Source organism: Clostridium senegalense JC122 (assembly GCF_000285575.1).
GTDB lineage: Bacteria > Bacillota > Clostridia > Clostridiales > Clostridiaceae > Clostridium_J > Clostridium_J senegalense.
Window position 1 is genome coordinate 441625 of the sequence record NZ_HE611052.1, and the last position, 22934, is coordinate 464558.

General features: G+C 25.1%; 18 protein-coding genes and 2 pseudogenes. 5 read left to right on the forward strand and 15 right to left on the reverse strand.

All coding sequences use genetic code 11. The annotated features are described in order from the left end of the window. The first annotated feature begins 165 nt into the window (after positions 1–165). Both CSGHG_RS22070 and CSGHG_RS20910 read left to right on the forward strand, forming a co-directional pair. A complete protein-coding gene (locus CSGHG_RS22070; RefSeq protein ID WP_010296493.1) occupies positions 166–624 on the forward strand; it encodes a DUF2383 domain-containing protein in 459 nt (152 codons plus the stop codon). Positions 625–968: 344 nt separating this feature from the next. Beyond that, entirely contained in the window at positions 969–1430 is a 462-nt protein-coding gene (locus CSGHG_RS20910; RefSeq protein WP_010296496.1) for a CBS domain-containing protein, read from the forward strand. A 234-nt stretch (positions 1431–1664) separates the two neighbouring features. Here the strand turns inward: CSGHG_RS20910 and CSGHG_RS13915 are convergent, their stop codons facing one another. Continuing rightward, positions 1665–2621, reverse strand: a complete 957-nt coding sequence (locus CSGHG_RS13915) for an L-lactate dehydrogenase (RefSeq protein ID WP_010296498.1) — start codon at positions 2619–2621, stop codon at positions 1665–1667. A 375-nt stretch (positions 2622–2996) separates the two neighbouring features. Between CSGHG_RS13915 and CSGHG_RS13920 the strand changes: the two genes are divergently transcribed. Further along, on the forward strand, positions 2997–3707 hold the full coding sequence (locus tag CSGHG_RS13920; RefSeq protein ID WP_010296500.1) for a FadR/GntR family transcriptional regulator: 711 nt from the start codon (positions 2997–2999) through the stop codon (positions 3705–3707). Positions 3708–3813: 106 nt separating this feature from the next. On the opposite strand, the gene CSGHG_RS13925 is transcribed toward CSGHG_RS13920, so the two are convergent. The 3 genes from CSGHG_RS13925 to CSGHG_RS13935 all read right to left on the reverse strand — a co-directional run bounded on the left by CSGHG_RS13925 (position 3814) and on the right by CSGHG_RS13935 (position 7123). Beyond that, positions 3814–5841, reverse strand: coding sequence for a methyl-accepting chemotaxis protein (locus CSGHG_RS13925; protein ID WP_010296502.1), 2028 nt, complete (start codon positions 5839–5841; stop codon positions 3814–3816). A 149-nt stretch (positions 5842–5990) separates the two neighbouring features. Then, complete coding sequence (locus CSGHG_RS13930) at positions 5991–6347, reverse strand: ArsR/SmtB family transcription factor (RefSeq protein ID WP_010296506.1); 357 nt, start codon at positions 6345–6347, stop codon at positions 5991–5993. A gap of 329 nt (positions 6348–6676) precedes the next feature. Next, complete coding sequence (locus CSGHG_RS13935) at positions 6677–7123, reverse strand: restriction endonuclease subunit S domain-containing protein (RefSeq protein WP_010296511.1); 447 nt, start codon at positions 7121–7123, stop codon at positions 6677–6679. A 682-nt stretch (positions 7124–7805) separates the two neighbouring features. Here CSGHG_RS13935 and CSGHG_RS13940 point away from each other — a divergent pair. Further along, the gene (locus CSGHG_RS13940; protein WP_010296512.1) at positions 7806–8714 is read left to right on the forward strand and encodes a DMT family transporter; all 909 of its coding nucleotides are present in this window, start codon (positions 7806–7808) and stop codon (positions 8712–8714) included. 51 nt (positions 8715–8765) lie between these two features. Here CSGHG_RS13940 and pepF read toward each other — a convergent pair. The 10 genes and pseudogenes from pepF to CSGHG_RS22080 all read right to left on the reverse strand — a co-directional run bounded on the left by pepF (position 8766) and on the right by CSGHG_RS22080 (position 19758). Then, positions 8766–10564: pseudogene (gene pepF, locus CSGHG_RS20915) on the reverse strand (oligoendopeptidase F). A gap of 1115 nt (positions 10565–11679) precedes the next feature. After that, positions 11680–12615, reverse strand: a pseudogene (locus CSGHG_RS24345) (glycoside hydrolase family 25 protein); the annotation flags it as partial. A 128-nt stretch (positions 12616–12743) separates the two neighbouring features. Next, positions 12744–13172 carry a hypothetical protein gene (locus CSGHG_RS13955; protein WP_010296522.1) on the reverse strand — a complete coding sequence of 143 codons (429 nt, stop codon included), beginning with the start codon at positions 13170–13172 and terminating at the stop codon, positions 12744–12746. 156 nt (positions 13173–13328) lie between these two features. After that, positions 13329–13592 carry a DUF3298 domain-containing protein gene (locus tag CSGHG_RS13960; RefSeq protein ID WP_010296525.1) on the reverse strand — a complete coding sequence of 88 codons (264 nt, stop codon included), beginning with the start codon at positions 13590–13592 and terminating at the stop codon, positions 13329–13331. Then, on the reverse strand, positions 13573–13854 hold the full coding sequence (locus tag CSGHG_RS13965) for a hypothetical protein (protein WP_010296527.1): 282 nt from the start codon (positions 13852–13854) through the stop codon (positions 13573–13575). Before CSGHG_RS13965 ends, CSGHG_RS13960 begins: the two co-directional genes overlap by 20 nt. A 50-nt stretch (positions 13855–13904) precedes the next feature. Beyond that, positions 13905–14129, reverse strand: coding sequence for an RsiV family protein (locus tag CSGHG_RS13970; RefSeq protein WP_010296535.1), 225 nt, complete (start codon positions 14127–14129; stop codon positions 13905–13907). A 14-nt stretch (positions 14130–14143) separates the two neighbouring features. Continuing rightward, a complete protein-coding gene (locus tag CSGHG_RS13975) occupies positions 14144–14413 on the reverse strand; it encodes a DUF4163 domain-containing protein (protein ID WP_010296539.1) in 270 nt (89 codons plus the stop codon). Beyond that, entirely contained in the window at positions 14367–14699 is a 333-nt protein-coding gene (locus tag CSGHG_RS13980) for a hypothetical protein (RefSeq protein WP_147582232.1), read from the reverse strand. Before CSGHG_RS13980 ends, CSGHG_RS13975 begins: the two co-directional genes overlap by 47 nt. Positions 14700–15155: 456 nt before the next feature. Beyond that, positions 15156–17360 carry a cell wall-binding repeat-containing protein gene (locus tag CSGHG_RS22075; RefSeq protein WP_010296543.1) on the reverse strand — a complete coding sequence of 735 codons (2205 nt, stop codon included), beginning with the start codon at positions 17358–17360 and terminating at the stop codon, positions 15156–15158. 196 nt (positions 17361–17556) lie between these two features. Beyond that, entirely contained in the window at positions 17557–19758 is a 2202-nt protein-coding gene (locus tag CSGHG_RS22080) for a cell wall-binding repeat-containing protein (protein ID WP_010296550.1), read from the reverse strand. A 291-nt stretch (positions 19759–20049) separates the two neighbouring features. Here CSGHG_RS22080 and CSGHG_RS23320 point away from each other — a divergent pair, with 291 nt between their 5' ends. Beyond that, positions 20050–20217, forward strand: a complete 168-nt coding sequence (locus tag CSGHG_RS23320) for a hypothetical protein (protein WP_155844770.1) — start codon at positions 20050–20052, stop codon at positions 20215–20217. A 73-nt stretch (positions 20218–20290) separates the two neighbouring features. Here the strand turns inward: CSGHG_RS23320 and CSGHG_RS14010 are convergent, their stop codons facing one another. Continuing rightward, the gene (locus CSGHG_RS14010) at positions 20291–22303 is read right to left on the reverse strand and encodes a methyl-accepting chemotaxis protein (RefSeq protein WP_010296552.1); all 2013 of its coding nucleotides are present in this window, start codon (positions 22301–22303) and stop codon (positions 20291–20293) included. Between the last annotated feature and the right edge of the window lie 631 nt (positions 22304–22934).

A 22934-nucleotide genomic window follows, 5' to 3' on the forward strand; every position in this document is an offset into this window, starting at 1 on the left:
CTTTTTTACTTATGTTCTTTAATAATAACATTAAATTTTCTAGCTATCACTTTGAATCTAATTATAATTTTTTTATGTATCATTGTCATAGATTTTTATTTTTTGCAAATGATATACATATATAATAAAAATTTTATTACATATGTTATACTAAGGAGTGATTTCATGAACACTAAAAATAATAATGATTTTGTCAATGAATTAAATGATTTTTTAAAAGGATTATATATGGGCATAGATTCCTTTGATAGTTATATTAAAAAGGCTGAAAATTTAGATGTAAAACATGCTTTTTTAAACATACAAGATGATTATAAAACCCAAGCCCAATGGTTTAGTAATAAAATACAAAGTATTAGTGGGACACCCTCATACTCTGTTGGTATTATCGGTAAAGCTTCTGAACTATTTAATGAATTTAAAAATGAAATTACAATTCATTCAACACAAGATCTTTTAGAAGAAGTATATAATGCTTGCAATCTTGGATATACAATGACTGAAAAACATTTTAATGAATGTAATTCTCTTGATAAAGATACTATAAATAAAATTAATTCCATGTTAATAGACTATAAAAACCATCTTGACATTATAAAATCATTATCTACTGGAAACTATTAATTTAATTATACATCTACATAAATACAATCAAAACATATGAAGGAATATTGTATAAAAATCATACAATATTCCTTCATATGTTATTCATATGTTCCTATATTTCATGTTAACCATTTAAATTAACTATTTTGTAACAAAAATGCCATTTAAATTGGTATAATATATTATATAGGGAAGATTTTAAAATTGTATTTTTTAATACATAACTTATTTTAAGGACAAGTTTAATACTTAAATGATTATTTATAAATATAGTACAAATCTTTATTTATAAATAATTATTTAAATTAGGCATAAATAAAACTATAAATTTATTTTTAATGCCTTAATTGGAGGATGATTACATGAATATTGCTTTTTTCCTTACTCCGAAAAGTCAAGTAGTACATGAAAAAGTTACTGCTTCGATGAGAAGAGCCATGGAGCGAATGGAATATCATAGATATACTGCAATTCCTTTAGTTGATGAAAAAGGCAGATATGTTGGCACCTTGACTGAAGGGGATATTCTTTGGAAATTAAAAAATGATACTGATATTAATTTGAAAAATAGCGAAAAGGTTTTAATAAAAGAAATTCCTAGACATGTTCAAAATAAAGCTGTTTCAATAAACTCTAATATAGAAAATTTAATTTTAACAGCAAAGTCTCAGAACTTTGTGCCTGTAGTTGATGATTCAAACATTTTTATAGGTATAATAAAAAGAAGTGATATAATATCTTATTGTTATGAACGTATTTTTAACGAAAATAAATATAAAACTTCACCACATTATCAAATTTTAGAAAATGTAGCAAATAATTAAATAGCTATGGCTTTAGCCTAGCTATTTTCTCTATTTTTCAGTAATTTTTAAACTTGGAACCATATAAGTTAAGAGGTAATCTAAAATTTGACTACCTCTCATTATTGTTATAAATTAATAATTTAATTTAACAAAATCTAAATTAAAAATAATAATAGAAAACTTTATAATTAATCAAATTTTTAATTAATTATAACTAGACTTTTTAACAAAATTCTCAATTAATATCTATTTTTATAATCCTGAAGCATTATTTAAAGTTTCTTTTAAAGTTTCTGCAGACTTAACTAGACTATCCGCTTCTAATTCACTTAAATCCATATTTAACACTTTTTCAACACCTGTCCCACCTACTACACATGGTAATCCCAAATAAACATCTCTAATTCCATAGTAATTTTCTACCAAGGTTGAAACTGGTAGTATAGTCTTTTCATCTCCTAATATAGCTTTTACAATACGTGTTACTGCTAAAGCCACAGCATAGAAAGTAGCACCTTTTCTATTAATAACTTCATAAGCTGCATTTTTAACATTCTCATAGACTTCTTCTTTAAATTTATCATTATATTCAAAATTCTCTTTATCAGCATATTCATCAATTTTAATATTTTGAATATTAGTTATATTCCAAGTAGCTATTTCTGAGTCACCATGTTCTCCTATGATATAAGTGTTCACATTTCTTGGATCTATATTATACCTTTTGCCTATTTCATACTTAAGTCTTGATGTATCTAAAACTGTACCTGATCCTATAACTCTTTCTTTAGGAAATCCAGATAACTTATAAGTTAAATAACTTAATATATCTACTGGATTTGAAACTACTAATAGGATAGCATCCTTATTATATTTTACAACCTCTGGAATTATTGATTTAAATATATTAATATTTTTATTTACCAATTGTAGTCTTGTTTCACCTGGCTTTTGTGCTGCTCCAGCTGTAATTACAACAATATCGGAGTCTTTTGTATCTTTATACTCTCCACTTATTATATTTACAGGTTTTACAAAATCTGCTCCATGTGATAAATCCATAGCTTCGCCTTCTGTTTTTGCTTTGTTGACATCTACTAATACTAATTCTGTAGCAACTCCTAATAACATTAATGAATATGCAGTAGTTGCCCCCACTGCACCTGACCCTATAATTGATATTTTAGTAGAATTTCTTTTTTTCATCATTTTTAAACTACCTCCTAAAGATTTAAAATTAATATAAATTAATTCTAGTAAACAATCAAAATGCGATTTAATGGTTTATTGGTTTATTGGTATTACCAGTAAGTTTATAATCATATTACCATATAATTTCATTAATCTCAATAATAGTTAATTAATTAACAGTTTTTAAAAACATCTAATTTTTATTTAACTACATATTTCTTGTATATTCCCTATACTTGACATAATTTTAGAGGTTAGTGTATAATTTTAGTGAAAGTAATTATTATTTTGACAATAGTATAAATATTTTGTATTTTTGTCAAAATAATAATTTTGATTAAAAAAGAAAAACTTATATAAGTTTTTCTTTTATATTTGAAGGGATGAATAATTATGTTTAGTCCTATAAAAAACACAAGAGTTTATGAAAAAGTTATAGAACAAATTAAAGAAATGATTATTACAGGTACTTTTAAAAAAGGAGATAAACTTCCTTCTGAAAGAGAAATGGCAGAAAGTCTACAAGTTAGTAGAACTTCTATAAGAGAAGCTCTTAGAGAGTTAGAAATTATGGGACTTATAGAGTCAAGACAAGGAGAAGGAAATTTTATAAAAAGTAGTTTTGAAAATACTTTATTAAAACCTTTATCTACTATATTTTTATTAAAAGAAAGTAATTCTGATGAAATATTAGAGCTTAGGAACATTATTGAAAGAGGCTCTGTTGTATTAGCTGCTGAAAGAATAACTGATGAAGAATTGGGAGAAATGGAACTTCTTTTTGATGAATCTCTAAAATCTGATTTGAAAGATACATTGGTAGATGTGGATATAGACTTTCATTATAAGATAGCTCAAGCTTCTAAAAATTTTCTTATATTAAGTATATTAAATGCTATATCATTTTTAATTGAAGCTTTTATCAAAGACATACGAAGAAATGTAATAACAAAAGAAGAAAATATTAATATGCTTATTCAACAACATAGAGATATTTTATCAGCATTAAAAAGTCATGATCCAGTAGCTGCTGAAAAAGCCATGTTAGATCATTTACAATATGTTAACACTCAAATGAAAAAAGAAATAGAAATTATTCCTTAAAGTACTATGTATTATAGTACTTTTTATATTTTAAACTATAAAATTCAAAACAAAGAAATAGCCTCAATTGCGGCTATTTCTTTGTTTTATTTATAGATTTAAAATATTATATTTTAAATCTATTTAATATTTCTTCCAATTCACATGATATCTCTTTTAGTTTATTAGATGCTTTTAATACATCTTTTAATCTATTTTTTTGTTCTTCACTAGATGCATTTACCTCTTCTGTAGACGCTGCTGATTCTTGTGAAACAGCGGATATATCTTGAAGTTTATCAATAAATGAATCCTTTGCATCATTCACTTTTACCATTGTATTACTACTTGTTTCAATTTTATCCTTTAACATATCTATAGATTTATTAATTTTTTCAAAGTTTTCAAATGTGTTTTCAACCTTTTCAGATGTCTTTAATATAATTTCCTTTGAAAAACTAATTTCTTCACTTACTAAATTTATATCATTTATATTAGATTTTATAACTTCTTCTATTTCATCAGCGGATAAACTTGACTGTTCTGCAAGTTTTCTTACTTCATCTGCAACTACTGCAAATCCTTTACCCGCTTCACCAGCTCTAGCTGCCTCTATGCTAGCATTTAATGCTAATAAGTTAGTTTGACTAGTTATTGCTTTTATAGTATCTAAAATCATAGTTATCTTCTTCGAATTCGCTTCTAAAGTTTTTGAAGTTTTAACTACATTCATTATTGATCTATTATTTTCTTCATACATATCCTTAAGTTCTTGTACTGCATTCTTACCATCACTAGTAGAACGTTCAGCATCATCACATTGTAAAAATATGTCATTTGTGCATTTAGATATATAATCTACAGATTCCCCTAATTCTAAAGATATATTAACTCCTTCTTCTAGCATAGATGATTGATTAATAGCACCTTCTGATACCTGTCTAATTGCCGTAGTAATATCATCGTTAGATATATCCGCTGTATCCACAACCTCATTAAGTTTTAAAGCAGTACTAGATAAATATGTTGTTATGTCTGAAGTCTTTTTTAATATAGCTGTAATATCCTCTATCATTAGATTCACAGAATCTCCAATTTGGAAAAATTCTTCTGTCTTTATAGTTTCCACCTCTATACGTTTACTAAAGTCACCTTCTTTACATTTTAAAACTACTGATTTTACCTTTTTTATAGTTTTTTCAAATGACCTAGCAAATAAAGTAATTATTACTATTGCTACTATAAAGTTTATTATAATAATTAATATGGATGCTATACTTGCCTTAATTAAATTATTATTTATTTCATCAATAGATACAAATCCATAAGTTGAATAACCAAGTTCAGGCATTATATGAGTTTTTAACATATATTTCTTGTTATTAACTAAAAGTTGTAAATCCTTTTCCCCAGCATTTAATTTTTTTGCCCATTGCTCTTCATTTAAAGACTTTCCTAAAAATTCTTCTTTGCTACTTGCTATAACATCATTGCTATCATGAACTACTAAGGTAAATCCCTCATTACCAATCTTAGATTTAGATACTAATTCAGACAGAGTTTTCAATTCTATATCGCAAGCTAAAACCCCTAAAAATTTTCCTTTTTCATCTATAACCTTTTTAGATAAAGTTATTATCTTACTCTTAGTAGCCGCATCATCATATGGCTTAGAAACTATAACTGATGTAGCTTTTGCAGCTTCCATATACCATGGTCTTTCTTTATGATTAAAATTTCCACTTGGTGGTTTTGGATAGGCTACATATTTTCCATCTTCACCACCAAAAAATACTGTTAACATATCCTCATTATTTCCCAATATATTTTTAAAACAATCATTTATTTTATTTAACTCATTATTCTCTATAGTTTCAATTAAGTTTCTATCTCCAGAAAAAATATTTATAAGTTCAATATTTTTTAAATTCAAATTTTCTATTTCCTTAGATATTTGCATAGTTGTATTATCTGCACTCTCCATATAAATACTTTTTGTATCTTTATAAGTGTTTATTATACTATTACATCCTAAAATTATAATAGGAATTATAGATGTTAATATAACCATTGTAATTAGTCCTGTTTTTAAACTTAGTCGCCTTGTTTTTTTAGATTTATTTATACTATTCTTTTGTTTTTTAGATATTCTCATAAAATCAACCCCTTAATAACCCTTTCTATTAGTTATCGAGATTAACAAAGGTTTCTTTAATACTTTTTATTACATATATATTAAAATAAGGTATTTTCAAATGAATTAAATTTATTTGAAAATACCTTATTTATATCTAATTAATATTTCTATTCATTAACATGTAGTAATGCTTTATCAAATATATATTTGACATGATCATCATCTAAGGAATAATAAACTACCTTTCCATCTTTTCTAAATTTTACAAGTCTAGCAGATTTAAGAACCCTTAGTTGGTGTGATATTGCCGATTGTGACATTTGCAGTGTTTCTGCAATATCACATACACACATTTCCTTTTGGAATAGTACATAAATTATTTTTATACGTGTAATATCCCCAAAAGCTTTAAAAAGTTCAGATAAACTATTTAATATTTCTTCCGATGGTATATTTTCTTTTACATCTTTAACTATATCTTCATGTACTTGCGTACACTTACAAAACTCCAAATTTTTCTCCATATCGTCACTCCCTATTTGCCTATACTTTACTCTAGACACATAATATACTTGATGAATTTATATTAATCCTATATTCTTTCATGAATCATCTTCATTTATTATAGTATTTATTCTATTAAATCACAAAATGAACTTTTAAAATAAATTTATTATATAAACTAACCTTTTATCTATTATACCATAAAGATTATATTTCAAAATTCATTTAATATTATTTCCAATATACTTCATTATCAAACAAAAAAGCTTTGTATTATATTTGCTTAATAAAACAAATATATACAAAGCATAAAACTTATATATTGATATATAACTTATTAAATTATAACTTATCTAGGTAATTGTATGTTCTTGATTTCTTGAATATTTATATGAAAATATTCATCGCCTGTATATAGTGGCTTTATTTGAGATACTACATATTCATCTCTAAATAATGTTAATATTTTTTCACTATTTTCTTTTTCTTTTGGAGTAATTATAAAAAAGTCCTGTGATACTAACATATTTTCTTCTTCTACTAATGCAACACAAAGTTCGTTTTCTTTAAAATTTTGTTTTAATGAAATTATTATATCGCCTTTATTAGCAATAATTAAATCATCAATGTCTTCACTAGTAACTTCTCCATTATTAACTATCTTTTGCATTTTACAATCCACACAATCTGGATTAACAAGTTTATACTTTTTAATATTTTTGTTTATTAAGCTTTTTTTATATGGACTTACTTCTGCTATTTGATAAAGATAACATGTTTCACTATTAATCTCCATTACAATCCCCCTAAGGTAAAATTTTGTATTATACTATATATTATATAAGAGTATTCTTAAATATTTAATATGTTTTTCAAAATTCCTTATAAATTTTTAATAGTTATTTTTTTACATTTCATTACTTTTCAATTACATTTGTAAATATTTTTTTAAGATAATGAATTTTTAAAGGATAATTTGAACTTTCATATAATAGTTATATTATATATGTTTTACATATTAATTCTATAGGATTCTAAGTTAAATTTTAAGTTTATTCATTTACCTAGTAAAAACATTTAAGATTAATATTGTATTGCTATAGGGAAACAAGCTCCAAATTAAATTTGTTCAGTAACTTTAAAATATTTTCATACAATATGCAGTGTTGAATTTTAAGTGATTCCTATCATATTTCACTATTTTAGGTATTCAAGTTTTGGAATGGATAATTTTAAAAGTCAACTTGGAATCCTATAGTTAACAGCTTATTTTAGTTAAAAATTGTACTAATTATTAGTCATTTTATTCTATGATAATAAACGTATTTTTTACTTTTAAAAACTAATTCTACTAACCTATAATAAAAATTTAATGAATAAACTTAAATATACGCTTGTATTCCTATATATAATTATTAATTAAACTTTATATAATTTAAGACATTACACTAATTACTATTTTAAAAGGATGTGACCAAATGAAAAATATTAAAAACAAAAGCTTAATTTCTGATTTATCACTTTTTCTAGTTGCAATAATTTGGGGTGGTGGCTTCATAGCCGTTAAAGATTCAGTAACATTAATTCCACCTTTTTATCAAATGGCTATAAGATTTTCTTTATCAACAATATTGATGGCAATAATATTTTTTAAATATATTAAAAATATAAAAAAATCTGACATCAAAATGGGATTTATAATTGGGTTCTTTTTGTTTGTAGGTTTTGCATTTCAAACTGTAGGTATTGTTTATACAACCGCTAGTAAAAGTGCATTTTTAACTGCAACCTATGTTGTATTAGTCCCATTTTTTAATTGGTTTATATTTAAAGATAAACCTGATAAATATTCTATAATTGGAGCTATTTTATGCTTAATAGGAATTGCACTTTTAACTCTTCAAAGTTCTACTTCTATTAATATGGGCGATTTACTAACCTTACTTTGTGGTATAGGTTTTGCGGGCCAAATAATAACTACAGGTGTTTATACTAAAAAGAGTGATCCTATTATTCTTACTATAATACAATTTGCTACTGCAGCAATATTATCTTTTCTAGCTGCATTTTTCTTAGAAACACCTCCTCATATTTTAAATAAAGCTTTAGTACCATCTATATTATATTTAGTATTTTTTAGTACTATGTTATGTTTTATTATTCAAAATATTGCTCAAAAATATACAAGCTCAACCCATGCAGCAATAATTTTGTCTTTGGAAAGTGTATTTGGTTCATTATTATCTATAATAATATTTAAAGATAATTTCACTATTACTATGTTTTTAGGATGCATATTTATATTTATGTCAATATTAACTACTGAAACCAAATTAAGTTTTATTAAAAAAAGTAGCACTAATAAATGTAGTTTATCAGAAGACTAGTATTATAAAAAAGTTAATCCATTAGGTATTTTCCTAATGGATTAACTTTTGCTAAATCTCTTTTTCTAACATATCTAACAATTCATTAAATCTATCTATAGTATCTTGTAATGGTTTTGGTGTTGTCATATCAACACCTGCTTTTTTCAATATATTTATAGGATAATCACTGCAACCTGATTTTAAGAAATTCTTATATTTTTCTATATCACTATCTTCTCCACTTAATATTATATTATAAAATGAGTTAGCTGCTGCAAAGCCTGTAACATATTGATATACATAGAAATCACTATAGAAATGAGGAATTCTAGCCCATTCCATGTCTATTTCTTTATCAATAATCATATCTTCTCCAAAATACTTTTTATTTAAATTATGGTAAATTCCACATAAATCTTCTGTAGATAAACTTTCACCTTTTTCCATTTTTTCATGAGTTGTAAGTTCAAATTCTGCAAACATTGTTTGTCTAAACACAGTAGTTCTTATACTCTCTAATTGTTCATTTATTAAATATAAACGTTTATTTTTATCAGTTTCATTTTTTATTAAATAATCCATAAATAAGCATTCATTAGTTATGGATGCTACCTCTGCACAAAACAAAACATAATCGGCATATATATATGGCTGATTTTTTCTTGAATAGTAAGAATGAATTGAGTGCCCCATTTCATGTGCAAGTGTTGATGCATCGTTTACTTGATTGGTGTAATTTAAAAGTACATATGGCATACTTGTATAACTTCCACTTGAGTAAGCTCCTCCTCTTTTTCCTTTATTCTCATAAACATCTACCCATCCATCATTTACACCACTTTTAAAAATTTCCAAATATTCATTTCCTAATGGTTTTAATGCTTTTAAGCATAAATCTACTGCACTTTCATATGGTATATCAAATTTAGGTGCTTCTATATTAGGAACATATAAATCGTACATATGGATATCTTCTAATTTCAATAATCTTTTCTTTATATTGACATATCTATGCAGTGCTGATAAATTTTCATTTACAGTATTAACTACATTATGATATACCTCTAATGGAATTTTGTTTGGCTTTAAAGAACTTTCTAATGCTGAATTATATTTTCTTATCTTTGAATTAAATATGAAATTTTTGTGTGATGCTGTATAAGTAGATGCAAATGTATTTTTAAAATTTTCATAAGTTTGAAATAATGTTTTAAATGCACTCTCTCTAACTTTTCTGTTCTTACTTCTTATAAATACTGAATAATTACCTTCCGTAAGTTCTACCTCTTTACCATCTTCATCTATTATCTTAGGGAAAGTCATATCTGCATTACTTAACATACTAAATGTATTATATGGTGCATCTAAACAATTGCTTACAGAAGCTAATATTTTTTCTTCCTCTTCACTTAAAATATGTGGCTTTTCTTCTAATATATCTTTTAGATATTTTTCATATAATTTTAATCCACTTTCATTTGATATAATTTCATCTATTTCATCTTCTGAAAAACTTAATATTTCTGGTATAAAAAAGAATTCATGCTACCAAACTCAGAATAATACGTTTTTATCTTATCTAAGATAACTTGATATTTAGGATTTGCTTGATTTTCATCATTTCTTAAATGAGCATATACATATAAATCTTCCATAAGCATTGATGCATCTATATAGCTTTTTAAATAATTTAGTAAATCTTTACTATTTTTTAATTTTCCTTTATACTTTAAAAGTTTAGGACAAATTTCCTTTGCTTTTTTAAAATCCATTTCCCACAATTCATCATTTGAATACATTTTTGATACATTCCACTTATATTTTTCAGGTATTTCTTCTCTTGTTTTCACTTTGTTTATATTATCCATACTTCTCCTCCATTTTTATGCTTTTATATTTTAATACAGCTACACATATATTGTGTAATTTTTTTTAATATTTTATATGTCTTCCATAAATCTTTATTCTATATAAATATTTAGAATCCTTTATAATAAAAGCTTTTAACTGCTAAAAAAGTAGTCCTAATAATAATTTATTAGAGCTACTTTTTTATTATAATATTTAATATATTAATTTTCTATATTTATCTGTGGTGTTTATGCTTCTTTTTATTATGTTTGCCTTTACTCTTATTCTTATTTTTAGTTTTTACTCTATTCTTATCACTACTAGTATCTTCATACCAATATTTATATTGTGAATCCTCAATTTCATTAATATTTCTCTTCATAGTTCTATTTTTCTCTTTGTTACTTAACCATTTATAATCATATAAATCATCATATTCTTCATAGACATTTTTTCTTCTTGGCATATCATCAAATTCATTTTTAATTTTATAACTGCATTCTTTTGCATACTCCTCATCTAATTCCTGATGAACATGATTATAATCTGATTTATAATTTTCTTTATAATTACTATAAAACTCTTTATCATCGTTGTGATCATATTTATTTGCATATTCTTCATCTAGTTCCCATTGTAATTTATTATAATCTGTAGTTAAATTGTTAAGGTCTCTTTCAGGACAATATTCACTAAGATTATGCTTATCTTCAATATCCTCATTATAAATATGATTTTTATAGCTATATTCATTATCTAAATTTCGTTGAATTTGACTATAATCTGATGTTGAATTATCATAACTCTCATACTCACTTAAATCATTCATATTACCTTTTTCTACATTTAAATCATCTACCATGTTATTTTCATCCAAATTATACTTAAAAAGCACTTCATCTTCGTCACCGCGACTCATTGTACTTTCATACTCATATGGATGACTTATTTTTACTGGATAATAATACAAATCATCATCTTCATCATAATACACCATAGTATTTTCCTTTATTCTAGGACTAAAGTATCCTGGTTTTTGACTACTACTATATTTTCCTATACTATAATCTTTATTTTGTAATATGTTATGATTGAAGCTATTTAAATCATCTAAATCTTCTCTTGTATTTGATACTATAACTTTAGCTCTACTTGGCGAAAAGTCTCCAGCTAAATCAAATGCCTCTATAGCAACCTCATATTTAGCATTTGGATTAAATGGCTTATCTAATTTTATATTATATTCTATAGCATCTCTTCCAACTGTAGCCACATATTCAGAATTTAAAAATAAATTATAACCATTTAAATCTTTATCTGTATTTCTATTCCATGTAACATATATATTATTTTTCCCTGCATACGCTTTTAAGTTTTTTACAACCCTCGGTTGAGTTAAATAGTCTAAATGTTTAGGTCCATAATTTAAATCCACTGGTGGATTTATACCTTTCATATTTCCATTTTCCGTAAACTGCCATATCGTCCATCTAGTCCATCCACCTTGATCTTTAGGATACGGTGGATTCCCAGGTATTTCCGGATACATAGCTATCCAAAGAGGCATATCTGCTAATATATAACCTTTCTTAGAATGGTTAAAATTATTATAAAGATCTATAAAGAAAGCTCCTGTATATAACATAAGCACCCTTCTAGTCTTTTTTTCAAAACGCTTTCTAAATCTATCTACCCAATCTAACAGAGCATCTGTAGATATAGATTTATCTATTGGTGTTTCAATATCAATTACAGGAAATAAATCTCCGTACTTTCCCTCACCATAAGCTTGTTGTAGCAATTTAATGAAATCATCACATTGAGAATCTGCAGTAGTTAAATCATATGATGGTACAGCATAATGGTATCCTCCACTTAAAATCCCAACTGATTTGAGCCCATTAACATACTCTATAAACTTTTTGTCAACTCTAAATCTACCTGTACCAGAACCAGAAGCCCTAGCATATACATATGGTGTTTGTGTTGCTAAAAGTTTATAATCAATATTTCCTCTATATTCATTTATATCTGGACCTATTATATTTTCTGGACTTTTATTTTGCATAAATTCCTCCATAAAATAGTAATTCTCTTATATATTATTATTATATGGTATATTTTGTTACATATGAGTTAAAATAAAAGCCTAATTAATTTGCAAAATGAAATTTAAATCTAAATCTTTGTATAAATTTATGCCTCTAAGTATGCTTTTACTTTTACTAAATGATTATAATCTTCGTCTTTTATAATTTCAAATATTTGCTCTGCTAATTCTTCATGAAAATTTTCTAAATGAACATTTTCAACGTATTTTATTTCAGTAGCATTTTCTTTTTCTATGAAATTATATCTATAACTTACTTTTGCTCCATTTTTTTTATTTATTATTGAGAAATATTGGTTTTTCTCAATATCCATCACCATTAATTCTAAATCTATTTTATTTTTATTATTTAATAATGCAAATTTAACCCTTAATCCTTCTTTAAGATTTGTATAATCTTTTCTTTCATCTAAAATATAATCCCAAATTACACTTAAAAACTTTAAATTTGAAAAAATGTTAAAAACCTCATCAACACTTTTATTTATAAGTATAGAATTATAAAACTTGTACATTTGTTCATCCCCTCAATTTTAATTTATTTTGAATAGATTAAACTTTTTCATTATTATATCATAAATTACTTTTTTGGTAATAAAATATATATTTATTTATTAAAATTATATTTTTTGCAAATATAAAAAGTGAATTCAAAAGAATTCACTTTTTATTTAATCTTTAAAAATTCCATTAATATTATCTCCAAATTTATTCAAAGGAATATAAAATTTTACATTTCCAAAATCTTTATCTAATATATCGCCAGCATTAAACATTATAACTAAATTTCCTCTATAAATAAAATATTGTTGATTTTTATTTATAGTTGTAAATTTATATTCATATTTGTAATCTGATGTAGATTTCATATTTTTAATTTGCGAATCTATGATTGCATTTATTTGTTCTACATAATTAAAATTTTTTAAAAACACTTTCTAAATTATAATTTTCTCCAGAATTCAAATCAAAATTGTATCCTTTATCATAAAGTATACTATTAAGTGTTGTTCCATCATTTGCTGAATAAGTTATATCTAAACTTATAATATTGTCATTTAAAAAATAATCTATACTAGATACAGCTAGACCTATCTTTTTATCTTTCCCCCCTAATTTTATAGCTTCATTTTTAAAATCATCTATATCTCTTTCTATTATAGTATTAATCTTTTTTTCTACTATAGGATTAGGCAAATTTATTATTTCTGGATAATATATATATTCACTATAGTTTCCATTTTCTTTTACAATTTTATCTTTTTTATCATTATATTATCTGCCTTTACACTAAGATTTGGTTTAAATCCATATTTAAATATATTATATGGTACTTTAAATTCTCTTATCCCTGCTACATATGGAGCTATATCATATAAATCATAAAATACAACTACTCCTTCATTTGTTAAATAAAAATTTTGATTAATTGGTATACCATTTAAAGATGATATTATATTATCATAATACATTTCTGGATGAGTGCTTATTTCTTTTTTATTTCACCGAGTATTATATTCCTATAATTTTCATTTTTATCAAAAAAATTTTTTAAATAAGCTATTTTACCTGTATTTGTATCAAAGACATATGGTTTTTTTATTGTCATTCCATGTGCTCCACCAGTATAATAATATATTGTATTTACAATACTTAATATATTATTTTTATCATAAGTTACTTCAAATTCTGAATCAAAAGAATACTTCCTAAAATCTCCGTTTTTTAGGGAATTCCTTGTAAGTTTTTGCAGCATCTTTTTCTATTTCATCTTTTAATTCAAGTATATCCTTAGAAATCATATTATTCATAATCTTATCAGTAATTTTATTATTAGTTGTTATTTTGGGCAACTTTATATTTACATCAATAAATTCATTACTATATTTTATATTTTCACTTTCTACTATACTATTATATTTATTGGCATTTACTAATCTAGGAGGATTAACTTCAACATTTGAAGGTTTATTTGTAGCCAAAGCTGTTGCATTAAAATTTAATAAAATACATATTATAATTCCTATTGTTATGCTTTTCATAGAATCACCCCTTAATATTTTAGTGTAAATTAACTTTAATTTGTTTATACTTATACCTTTATAATTTTTAATCAATCTTAAAATTAAATTTTTGCAATTAATTTTTAATTTTTTATAAATCCTTAATTTTATTATTTCCAATAATACTTTCAATACTCTAAAGCTTCACAATTAATTAGATGAAATTTATAGTATTTTATAAATAATTAGTTAAATTAAAACTATATTTTTAAAATTACTCTAAACAAACAAAATCTAATTTAAACTTATTCAATAATTTTAAATTATTTTTATAGAAAGTATAGTATTGAATTGTAGGTGATTCAGAGCATGTTTCACTATTTTTAAATAGATAATTTTAAAAGTCAATTTAGAACCGTATATTTTAGAATATAAAAAGCATATTCTCTAATCCCAAAGGATTATAAAATATGCTTTTTATATAAAATAATTTAACTATTTTACAACTATTCCATTATTATTTAAATAGCCATCAGAAATTATTTTTGAAGATCCTAATATATAGGTATCATTTACTCTTTTATAATTATTTCCTATAGCATCTATAATTATATAATTTGATGTATTACTTGTATCACCTAATATAATTATATTTCCTTCTTTAGCAGCTAACGGCGCTACTGATAATGCATCTGGATAATTATTTCCAACTGCAACATATACTTTTGAAAAATCTATACTATTTGAAAATGTTGAAATTATATTTTTATTAGTTTCATATCTATTATTTCCACTAATTCTTATTGCATTTGGCAATTGTTTTACAAGTTCATCTGAAATAACAGTACTTCCTCCAACTACATATGATTTAGTAAATCCCTTATTTTTTATAAAAGATTTCACACTATCATTTAATAAAGACTTATCTGTTAATAATATAGGCATATTTTTATTTGCTGCTATTGCCGCTATTGACAATGCATCTGGGTAATTTAGACCATTAGCTATTGTTACCTCTCCATTACTATCTATTTTATTACCTACTAAAACAGATGTTTCATATCTAGTAGCTCCACCTAATCTTTCTACATCTATACCTATATCTTTTATACTCTCCTCAACACTTTTAGATATTACAGTTTCTCCTCCAATTATAAATACTTTTTTAGTATCTAATCTTGTAATTTCATTTTTAAGTCCTTGTTCCAAACTATTTTTTCTTGTTAATAATATAGGTGCTGAATATTTTCTTGCAAGAGGTACTGCACAAAGTGCATCTGGATAATCTTCTCCACTTGCTAAAACAACATTATCTCCTTGTCCATCTTTCCATCCTTGTTTAGAAATTTCAAAAGATGTTTCATATCTATCGTTTCCAAATAACCTATAACCATTTATTCCTTTAACTACTTTTACATTTGAATAAGCTTTAAATCCACCGCTTTCTGTTGTAGCTGTTATTACTGCTTCGCCTTCTGCTATACCCTTAATATTTCCATTACTATCAACAGTTGCTATACTATTATTACTACTTGTCCATATAACATTCTTATCATTTGCATTAGCAGGCTGAACATTAGCAGTTATTATTTTATTATAACCTTCAGTTAAATATATATCTTTATCACTTAAAGTTATACCTTCAACTGGTATTGGATTTTCAGGAGTTAAGTTAAAGTAATTAATTATACCATCATATAAAGCTTGTGCACACATTTCTCTATATTCAGGAGTTTTCATTTTAGCTTCAATTATAGGATTATTTATAAAATCTATCTCTGCTAAAATTGCAGGCATATAAGTTTCTCTTAGTACACAGTAATCAAAAGTTTTAACTCCTCTATCTACAGAACCAAGATTATTTACTAAACTATTTTGAACTTTTATTGCTAAATCTCTTGCCTCATCAATTCCCGGTCCAAAACTATCATGTATATAAGTCTCACTTCCCTTTACATTTGAAGTTATTGCAGAATTATTGTGTATTGAAACAAATATATCCCCACCAAACTTATTTCCCATATTAGCTCTTGCCATTAAATCTTCTCTTTCAGTTGGTCCTAACTCAACATCAGTTGTTCTACTCATTTCTACAATTATGCCTTTAGCTTCTAATTTTGATTTTAGCCTTAATCCGACATCTAAAGTCATTTCTTTTTCCTTATATCCAGTTGATCCTATTGCTCCTGAATCTGTTCCACCATGTCCTGGATCTACAAAAACTTTTAACTTACCACTTGCAGCTCTCAGTTTTGGATTATCATTTAACCTAGGAAAATTAGTAATTAAATTATTTTTATTATAATCCTTTATTATTATGGTAAAAACAACCTTAGCATCTCCTACTATGCAATAAACCTTTGCCGTACCATTTTGTTTTGCTGTAACATTTCCAACAGCATCTACAACTACCATATCACTATCTGAACTTAACCAAATAAATTCATCTTTTTCATCTCCACCTAATGATATAACATGATCTTTAAGTCTTATAGTTTCCCCAATTTCCAATCCTAACGGCTCTGTTGTTACCTCATAATTATCATTATATTTGCTGATTTCAGTTTCAAATTCATAATAATGATTCTCTTTTGCAATTGCTACTGTTGAAAATATAGAACCAATAATTAAAGTTAAAACTACTGATAATACTGAAGCTTTTTTAAACCTTTTATAGTTTAATTTTTCTCTAATCTTCAATTTATCTCCCCCTTTAACTAAATACCCTTAAATTTTGAAATAGCTAATAATATTTGTATTCGTCATCTTCATATAAAATCCTTTATTTTAAACCATTTTATTACAAAATATAAAATTTTACCCTAATTAGAATAAATAAAAAGGCATACCCTTTAAAATTATAGGATATACCTTTTTATATGAAAATAACTTTTAATTATTTAACAGCTATTCCATTATTATTTAAATAACTATCAGAAATCATAGATGAAGAACCTAATATATAAGCATTGTTTACTTTATTATAATTACTTCCCAAAGCGTTTATAATTGTGTTATTTGTTGTATTACTTGTATCACTTAATATAACTATATTTCCTTCTTTAGCAGCTAACGGTGCTACTGATAATGCATCTGGATAATTATTTCCAACTGCAATATACACTTTTGAGAAATCTATACTATTTGAAAATGTTGAAATTACATTTTTATTAGTTTCATATCTATCATTTCCACTAATTCTTGTTGCATTTGGTAATTGCTTTACAACTTCATCTGAAATAACAGTAGTTCCTCCAACTACATATGATTTGGTAAATCCTTTACTCTCTATAAAAGATTTTACACTATCATTTAGTGAAGACTTATCTGTTAATAATATAGGCATATTTTTATTTGCTGCTATTGATGCTATTGACAATGCATCTGGGTAATTTAGGCCATTAGCTACTGTTACCTCTCCATTACTATCTATTTTATTACCTACTAAAACAGATGTTTCATATCTAGTAGCTCCACCTAATCTTTCCACATCTATACCTATATCTTTTATGCTCTGCTCAACACTTTTAGATATTACAGTTTCTCCTCCAATTATAAATACTTTTTTAGTATCTAATCTTGTAAGTTCCTCTTTAAGTCCTTGTTCCAAACTATTTTTTCTTGTTAATAATATAGGTGCTGAATATTTTTTTGCAAGAGGTACTGCACAAAGTGCATCTGGGTAATCTTCTCCACTTGCTAAAACAACATTAGCTCCTTGTCCATCTTTCCATCCTTGTTTAGAAATTTCAAAAGATGTTTCATATCTATCACTACCAAATAATCTTTGTCCATTTATTTCTTTAACTACTTTTACATTTGTAGAAGCTTTAAATCCACCGTTTTCTGTTGTAGCTGTTATTACTGCTTCGCCTTCTGCTATAGCCTTAATATTTCCATTACTATCAACAGTTGCTATATTATTATTACTGCTTGTCCATGTAACATTCTTATTACTTGCATTAGCAGGCTGAACATTAGCAGTTACTAGTTTATTATAACCTTCAGTTAAATATATATCCTTATCACTTAAAGTTATACCTTGAACTGGTATTGGATTTCCAGGAGTTAAGTTAAAGTAATTAATTATACAATCATATAAAGCTTGTGCACACATTTCTCTATATTCAGGAGTTTTCATTTTAGCTTCAATTGTAGGATTACTTATAAAATCTAATTCTGCTAAAATAGCAGGCATAGATGTTTCTCTTAAAACAGCAAAATCTGCAGTTTTAACTCCTCTATCTACAGAATTAAGTTTACTTATTAAATTCTTTTGAACTTTTGTTGCTAAATCTCTTGCTTCATCAATTCCAGGTCCAAAACTATCATGTATAAAAGTCTCTGTTCCTAATGCTGCAGGAGTTGCTGAGTTATTATGTATTGAAACAAATATGTCTGCGCCAAATGAATTTCCCATATTAGCTCTTGCCATTAAATCTTCTGTTTCGTTTGCACCTAAAGCAACATCAGTAGTTCTACTCATTTGTACAATTATACCTTCAGCTTCTAATTTTGACTTTAATCTTAATCCAACATCTAAAGCCATTTGTTTTTCTTGATATCCAGTTGGACCTGTTGCACCAGGGTCTACTCCCCCATGTCCTGGATCTACAAAAACTTTTAACTTACCACTTGCAGCTCTCAACTTTGGATTATCATTTAATTTAGGAAAATTAGTAATTATATTGTCTTTGCTATAATCTTTTATTATTATAGTAAAAACAAAATTAACCCCATTTGATATTCCATAAATTTTTACTGTACCGTTTTGTTTTGCTGTAACATTTCCAACGTCATCTACAACTGCCATATCACTATCTGAACTTAACCAAATAAATTCATCATTTTCATCTCCACCTAATGACACAACATATTTCATAAGGCTTGTACTTTCTCCAACCTCTAAGCCTAATGGTTCTGTACTAACCTTATAATTTTCACTATACTTGCTAATTTCTTTTTCAAAATCATAAGAATTATCATCTATTGCTAAAGCCATAGATGGAATAATAGCTGCAACAATAAATGTTAATACAAGTATTAATGATGAAAATCTTTTTACTTTTAAATATTTTAAAAGTTTTTTATTCTCCACAAATATCTCCTCCTTTTAATTTTAATAGTTAAATAAAAAAATTGAAAATTAAACTCATTATCATTTTAAAAACAAAATAATTTTCATAAGTATTTTCAAATTAAATTAATTATATAACATATATCGTAAAAAATCCAAATTATTTTACATATTTTTTCTATTACTGATTAAATATGATATATTAAATAATTATTTTAAATTCAACCAATTATTTAAATTTTACATTAATTAGTTTATTTTATATATATAAATTCATATTATGTATATATAATACTATATAGAGGTGATTTCATGCCAAATCTTGACCCAAATAATTATACAAGATATCAGGAGGAAAAAAATAAGCATAATGCAAATAAATTAGATAAAAAACTTAATTCTTTACCAATAAAAACTACTATAATATCTGCTTCAGTTATATTTTTAATATATTTATTTATACTTTTCTTTATAAATTAAAAAACAGTCTCAAAATAAAATCATACTTTTATTTTGAGACTAATATTAAAAGTCAACTTAGAACTCTATATAATTAGAATTTAAACTTATTTACTTCTCCCATCATATCTAATGATTTAGTCGTTAACATTTGGGCACTTCCTGCCACTTCTGTACTTGAATTATTTAGTTCTTCTACAGAAGCAGAAATCTCCTCTGAAGAAGCTGATACCTCTTGTGATATAGCGGATATTTGTTCAATTGTATTAATTATATTGTTTTTGTTTTCACTTATCCCATCAAAAGAAGTATTTATATCATTTATCTTTGGAACTATGTATTCAACCAATGTTGAAATTTCCTTAAATGATTCCATTGATACTTCAACATTATCTTGTTGTTTTTCCAAATCATTATTTATTAATACAGTCTTATTAACTATTTCTTTAGTATTCAATAGCAATTTATTTATTATTCTATATATATTTGTAGAAGATTCTTTGCTTTTTTCAGCAAGTTTTCTTATTTCATCTGCTACAACTGCAAATCCTTTTCCTGATTCACCAGCTCTAGCTGCTTCAATTGCTGCATTTAATGCTAATAAATTTGTTTGTTCTGCTATACTATTTATTAAATCAATAATTTCATTAACTGTTTTTATATCGCTATCCATTGATGATATATTTATACTAAAATTTTTAAATTCTTCATTAAAATTTTTCATAGATGAAACAACAAAATTCATATCCTTTGTACTTTTTCCAGAACTTTCTTTTATGTTTAATGCCATATCATTTATGCTCTTAATATGCTTAGTTATTTCATTTATATCTAAACTAAAATCCTCTAACTTATTAACTATACCTGTTAAATCATTAGATTGTTTAGTTGTTCCTCTTGTAACTTCTATTATAGCTTCCGATATGTTAGTAGTTAGTGCCGCAACCTCTTCAGATATAGATGCTAAATTTGATGCACTACAGTCTATTTCTTCCCCTGAATTTTTTATTTCCTTTACCATTGATGATATTGAATTTTGAGTATATATCATAGTTTTACATATATCTCCGACTTCATCATTATTATTTAGATATTTCTTTTCAATCTCTCTAGTAAAATCGCCCTTTGAAAGCCCTAACATGTGATTTTTTATTTTTATGAGTCCTTCTGTTATTCTATTACTAAATATTACTACAAATATTGAGAATAAAATTATTATTATTAAAACTATTCCTATTATATTATTTTTAAGGCTGTTTAAGCCATCTAATAAATCATCTTTATGTATAGCTACACCTAAGGACCATTCTGTTCCTTCTATAGGACAATAAGCCATATATTTTCTATTACCTTCATATGTATATTCTCCTATACCGCTTTCATTTTGAATCATTTTTTTTTCCAATTCTATTAATTCTTTTGTATTTGGATCATCACTTCCATCTACAATTAAATTTTCTTGCCTATCAACTATTTCTTGAAATTTTGATGCTATTATTGTACCATCTTTATGAATTATAAAACTCTCACCGGTATTTAAAAATGTTATTTCATTTATTATATCACTTAAATAATTAGCTGATTTTATACCAACTACAATTTCCTCTATTTTATTATTTTCTTTTCTTGGTGCTGCTATAGAAGCTATTAATCCACCATTTACTTCACTTTTATAAGGCTTAGATAAAGCTTTTTTTCCTGCCATACTCCTTTTAAAAAACTCTTCATTACTAATATTTTCTTTTTTACCATCATTATAAATAATATTACCGGATTTATCCGCAATTCCTATTCTCAAATAATTTTCTTTTTTAGCTATATAATCTAAAAATTTTAATCTTTCATCTATTTTTAAACTACTGCTTAATGCATTACTATTAGCAGTACTATCTAGTGATGAACTTAAAGATAAAGCTTGATTACCTACATCACTTGATGCTATTCTGCTCATTTCTTTCATAAGATTAGTTGTACTAGATATTAGCGTATTTTTTGATGATAAAAAAGAAAAACACCCTAAAGATATTCCTATAGCTACTACCATAACTAAAGTTATAATTAATAATTTAGTTCTTATACTTTTTAAACTAATTTTCTTTAATCTCATATAAACTTCTTCTCCTTAATATATACAATTTAATTTTTACAGAAACAACTTGCATATACTACATTTCGTGTAAATTTGATATATACTTTACACATTGTACATAAAAATATAATATTTTTATACTAAATAATTCTTTTTTTGTTTTAAATTAATTTTAATTTTAAAAAAGAAAAAAGCATCTTTTGATGCTTTTTAACTTTTTTCATTTATATAAGTTACATGTATTATAATTTATGTGTAAAATATTAACTTATTACATATTAATTTTTAGTATCTGAAAAAAATTGAAATAAGGGAGCACTATGTATTTCTGAAACCCCCTTATTGCCCATTTCTTTCAAATAGATTTATCCCCTTTACATAGGCTTAATAGTTAACTACTATAAATTAATAAATCCATATTAACCAATTCGCTTAAAATTAAAAATATTAAAATTTGTCTTCTACATCATCATAAACCTTAAGATTTTAATTATAATAATCTAACTTAATGTTAAATATGAATTGTTTTATAATTTATTAATTTTATTCTTTAATAAATATCTAACTTTCACTAAATTTTTAGCTTATTTTTAATATAAATCTATCTATTTTAAACTGCGGATTGCAGTAGTATAATTTAATCAAGCTT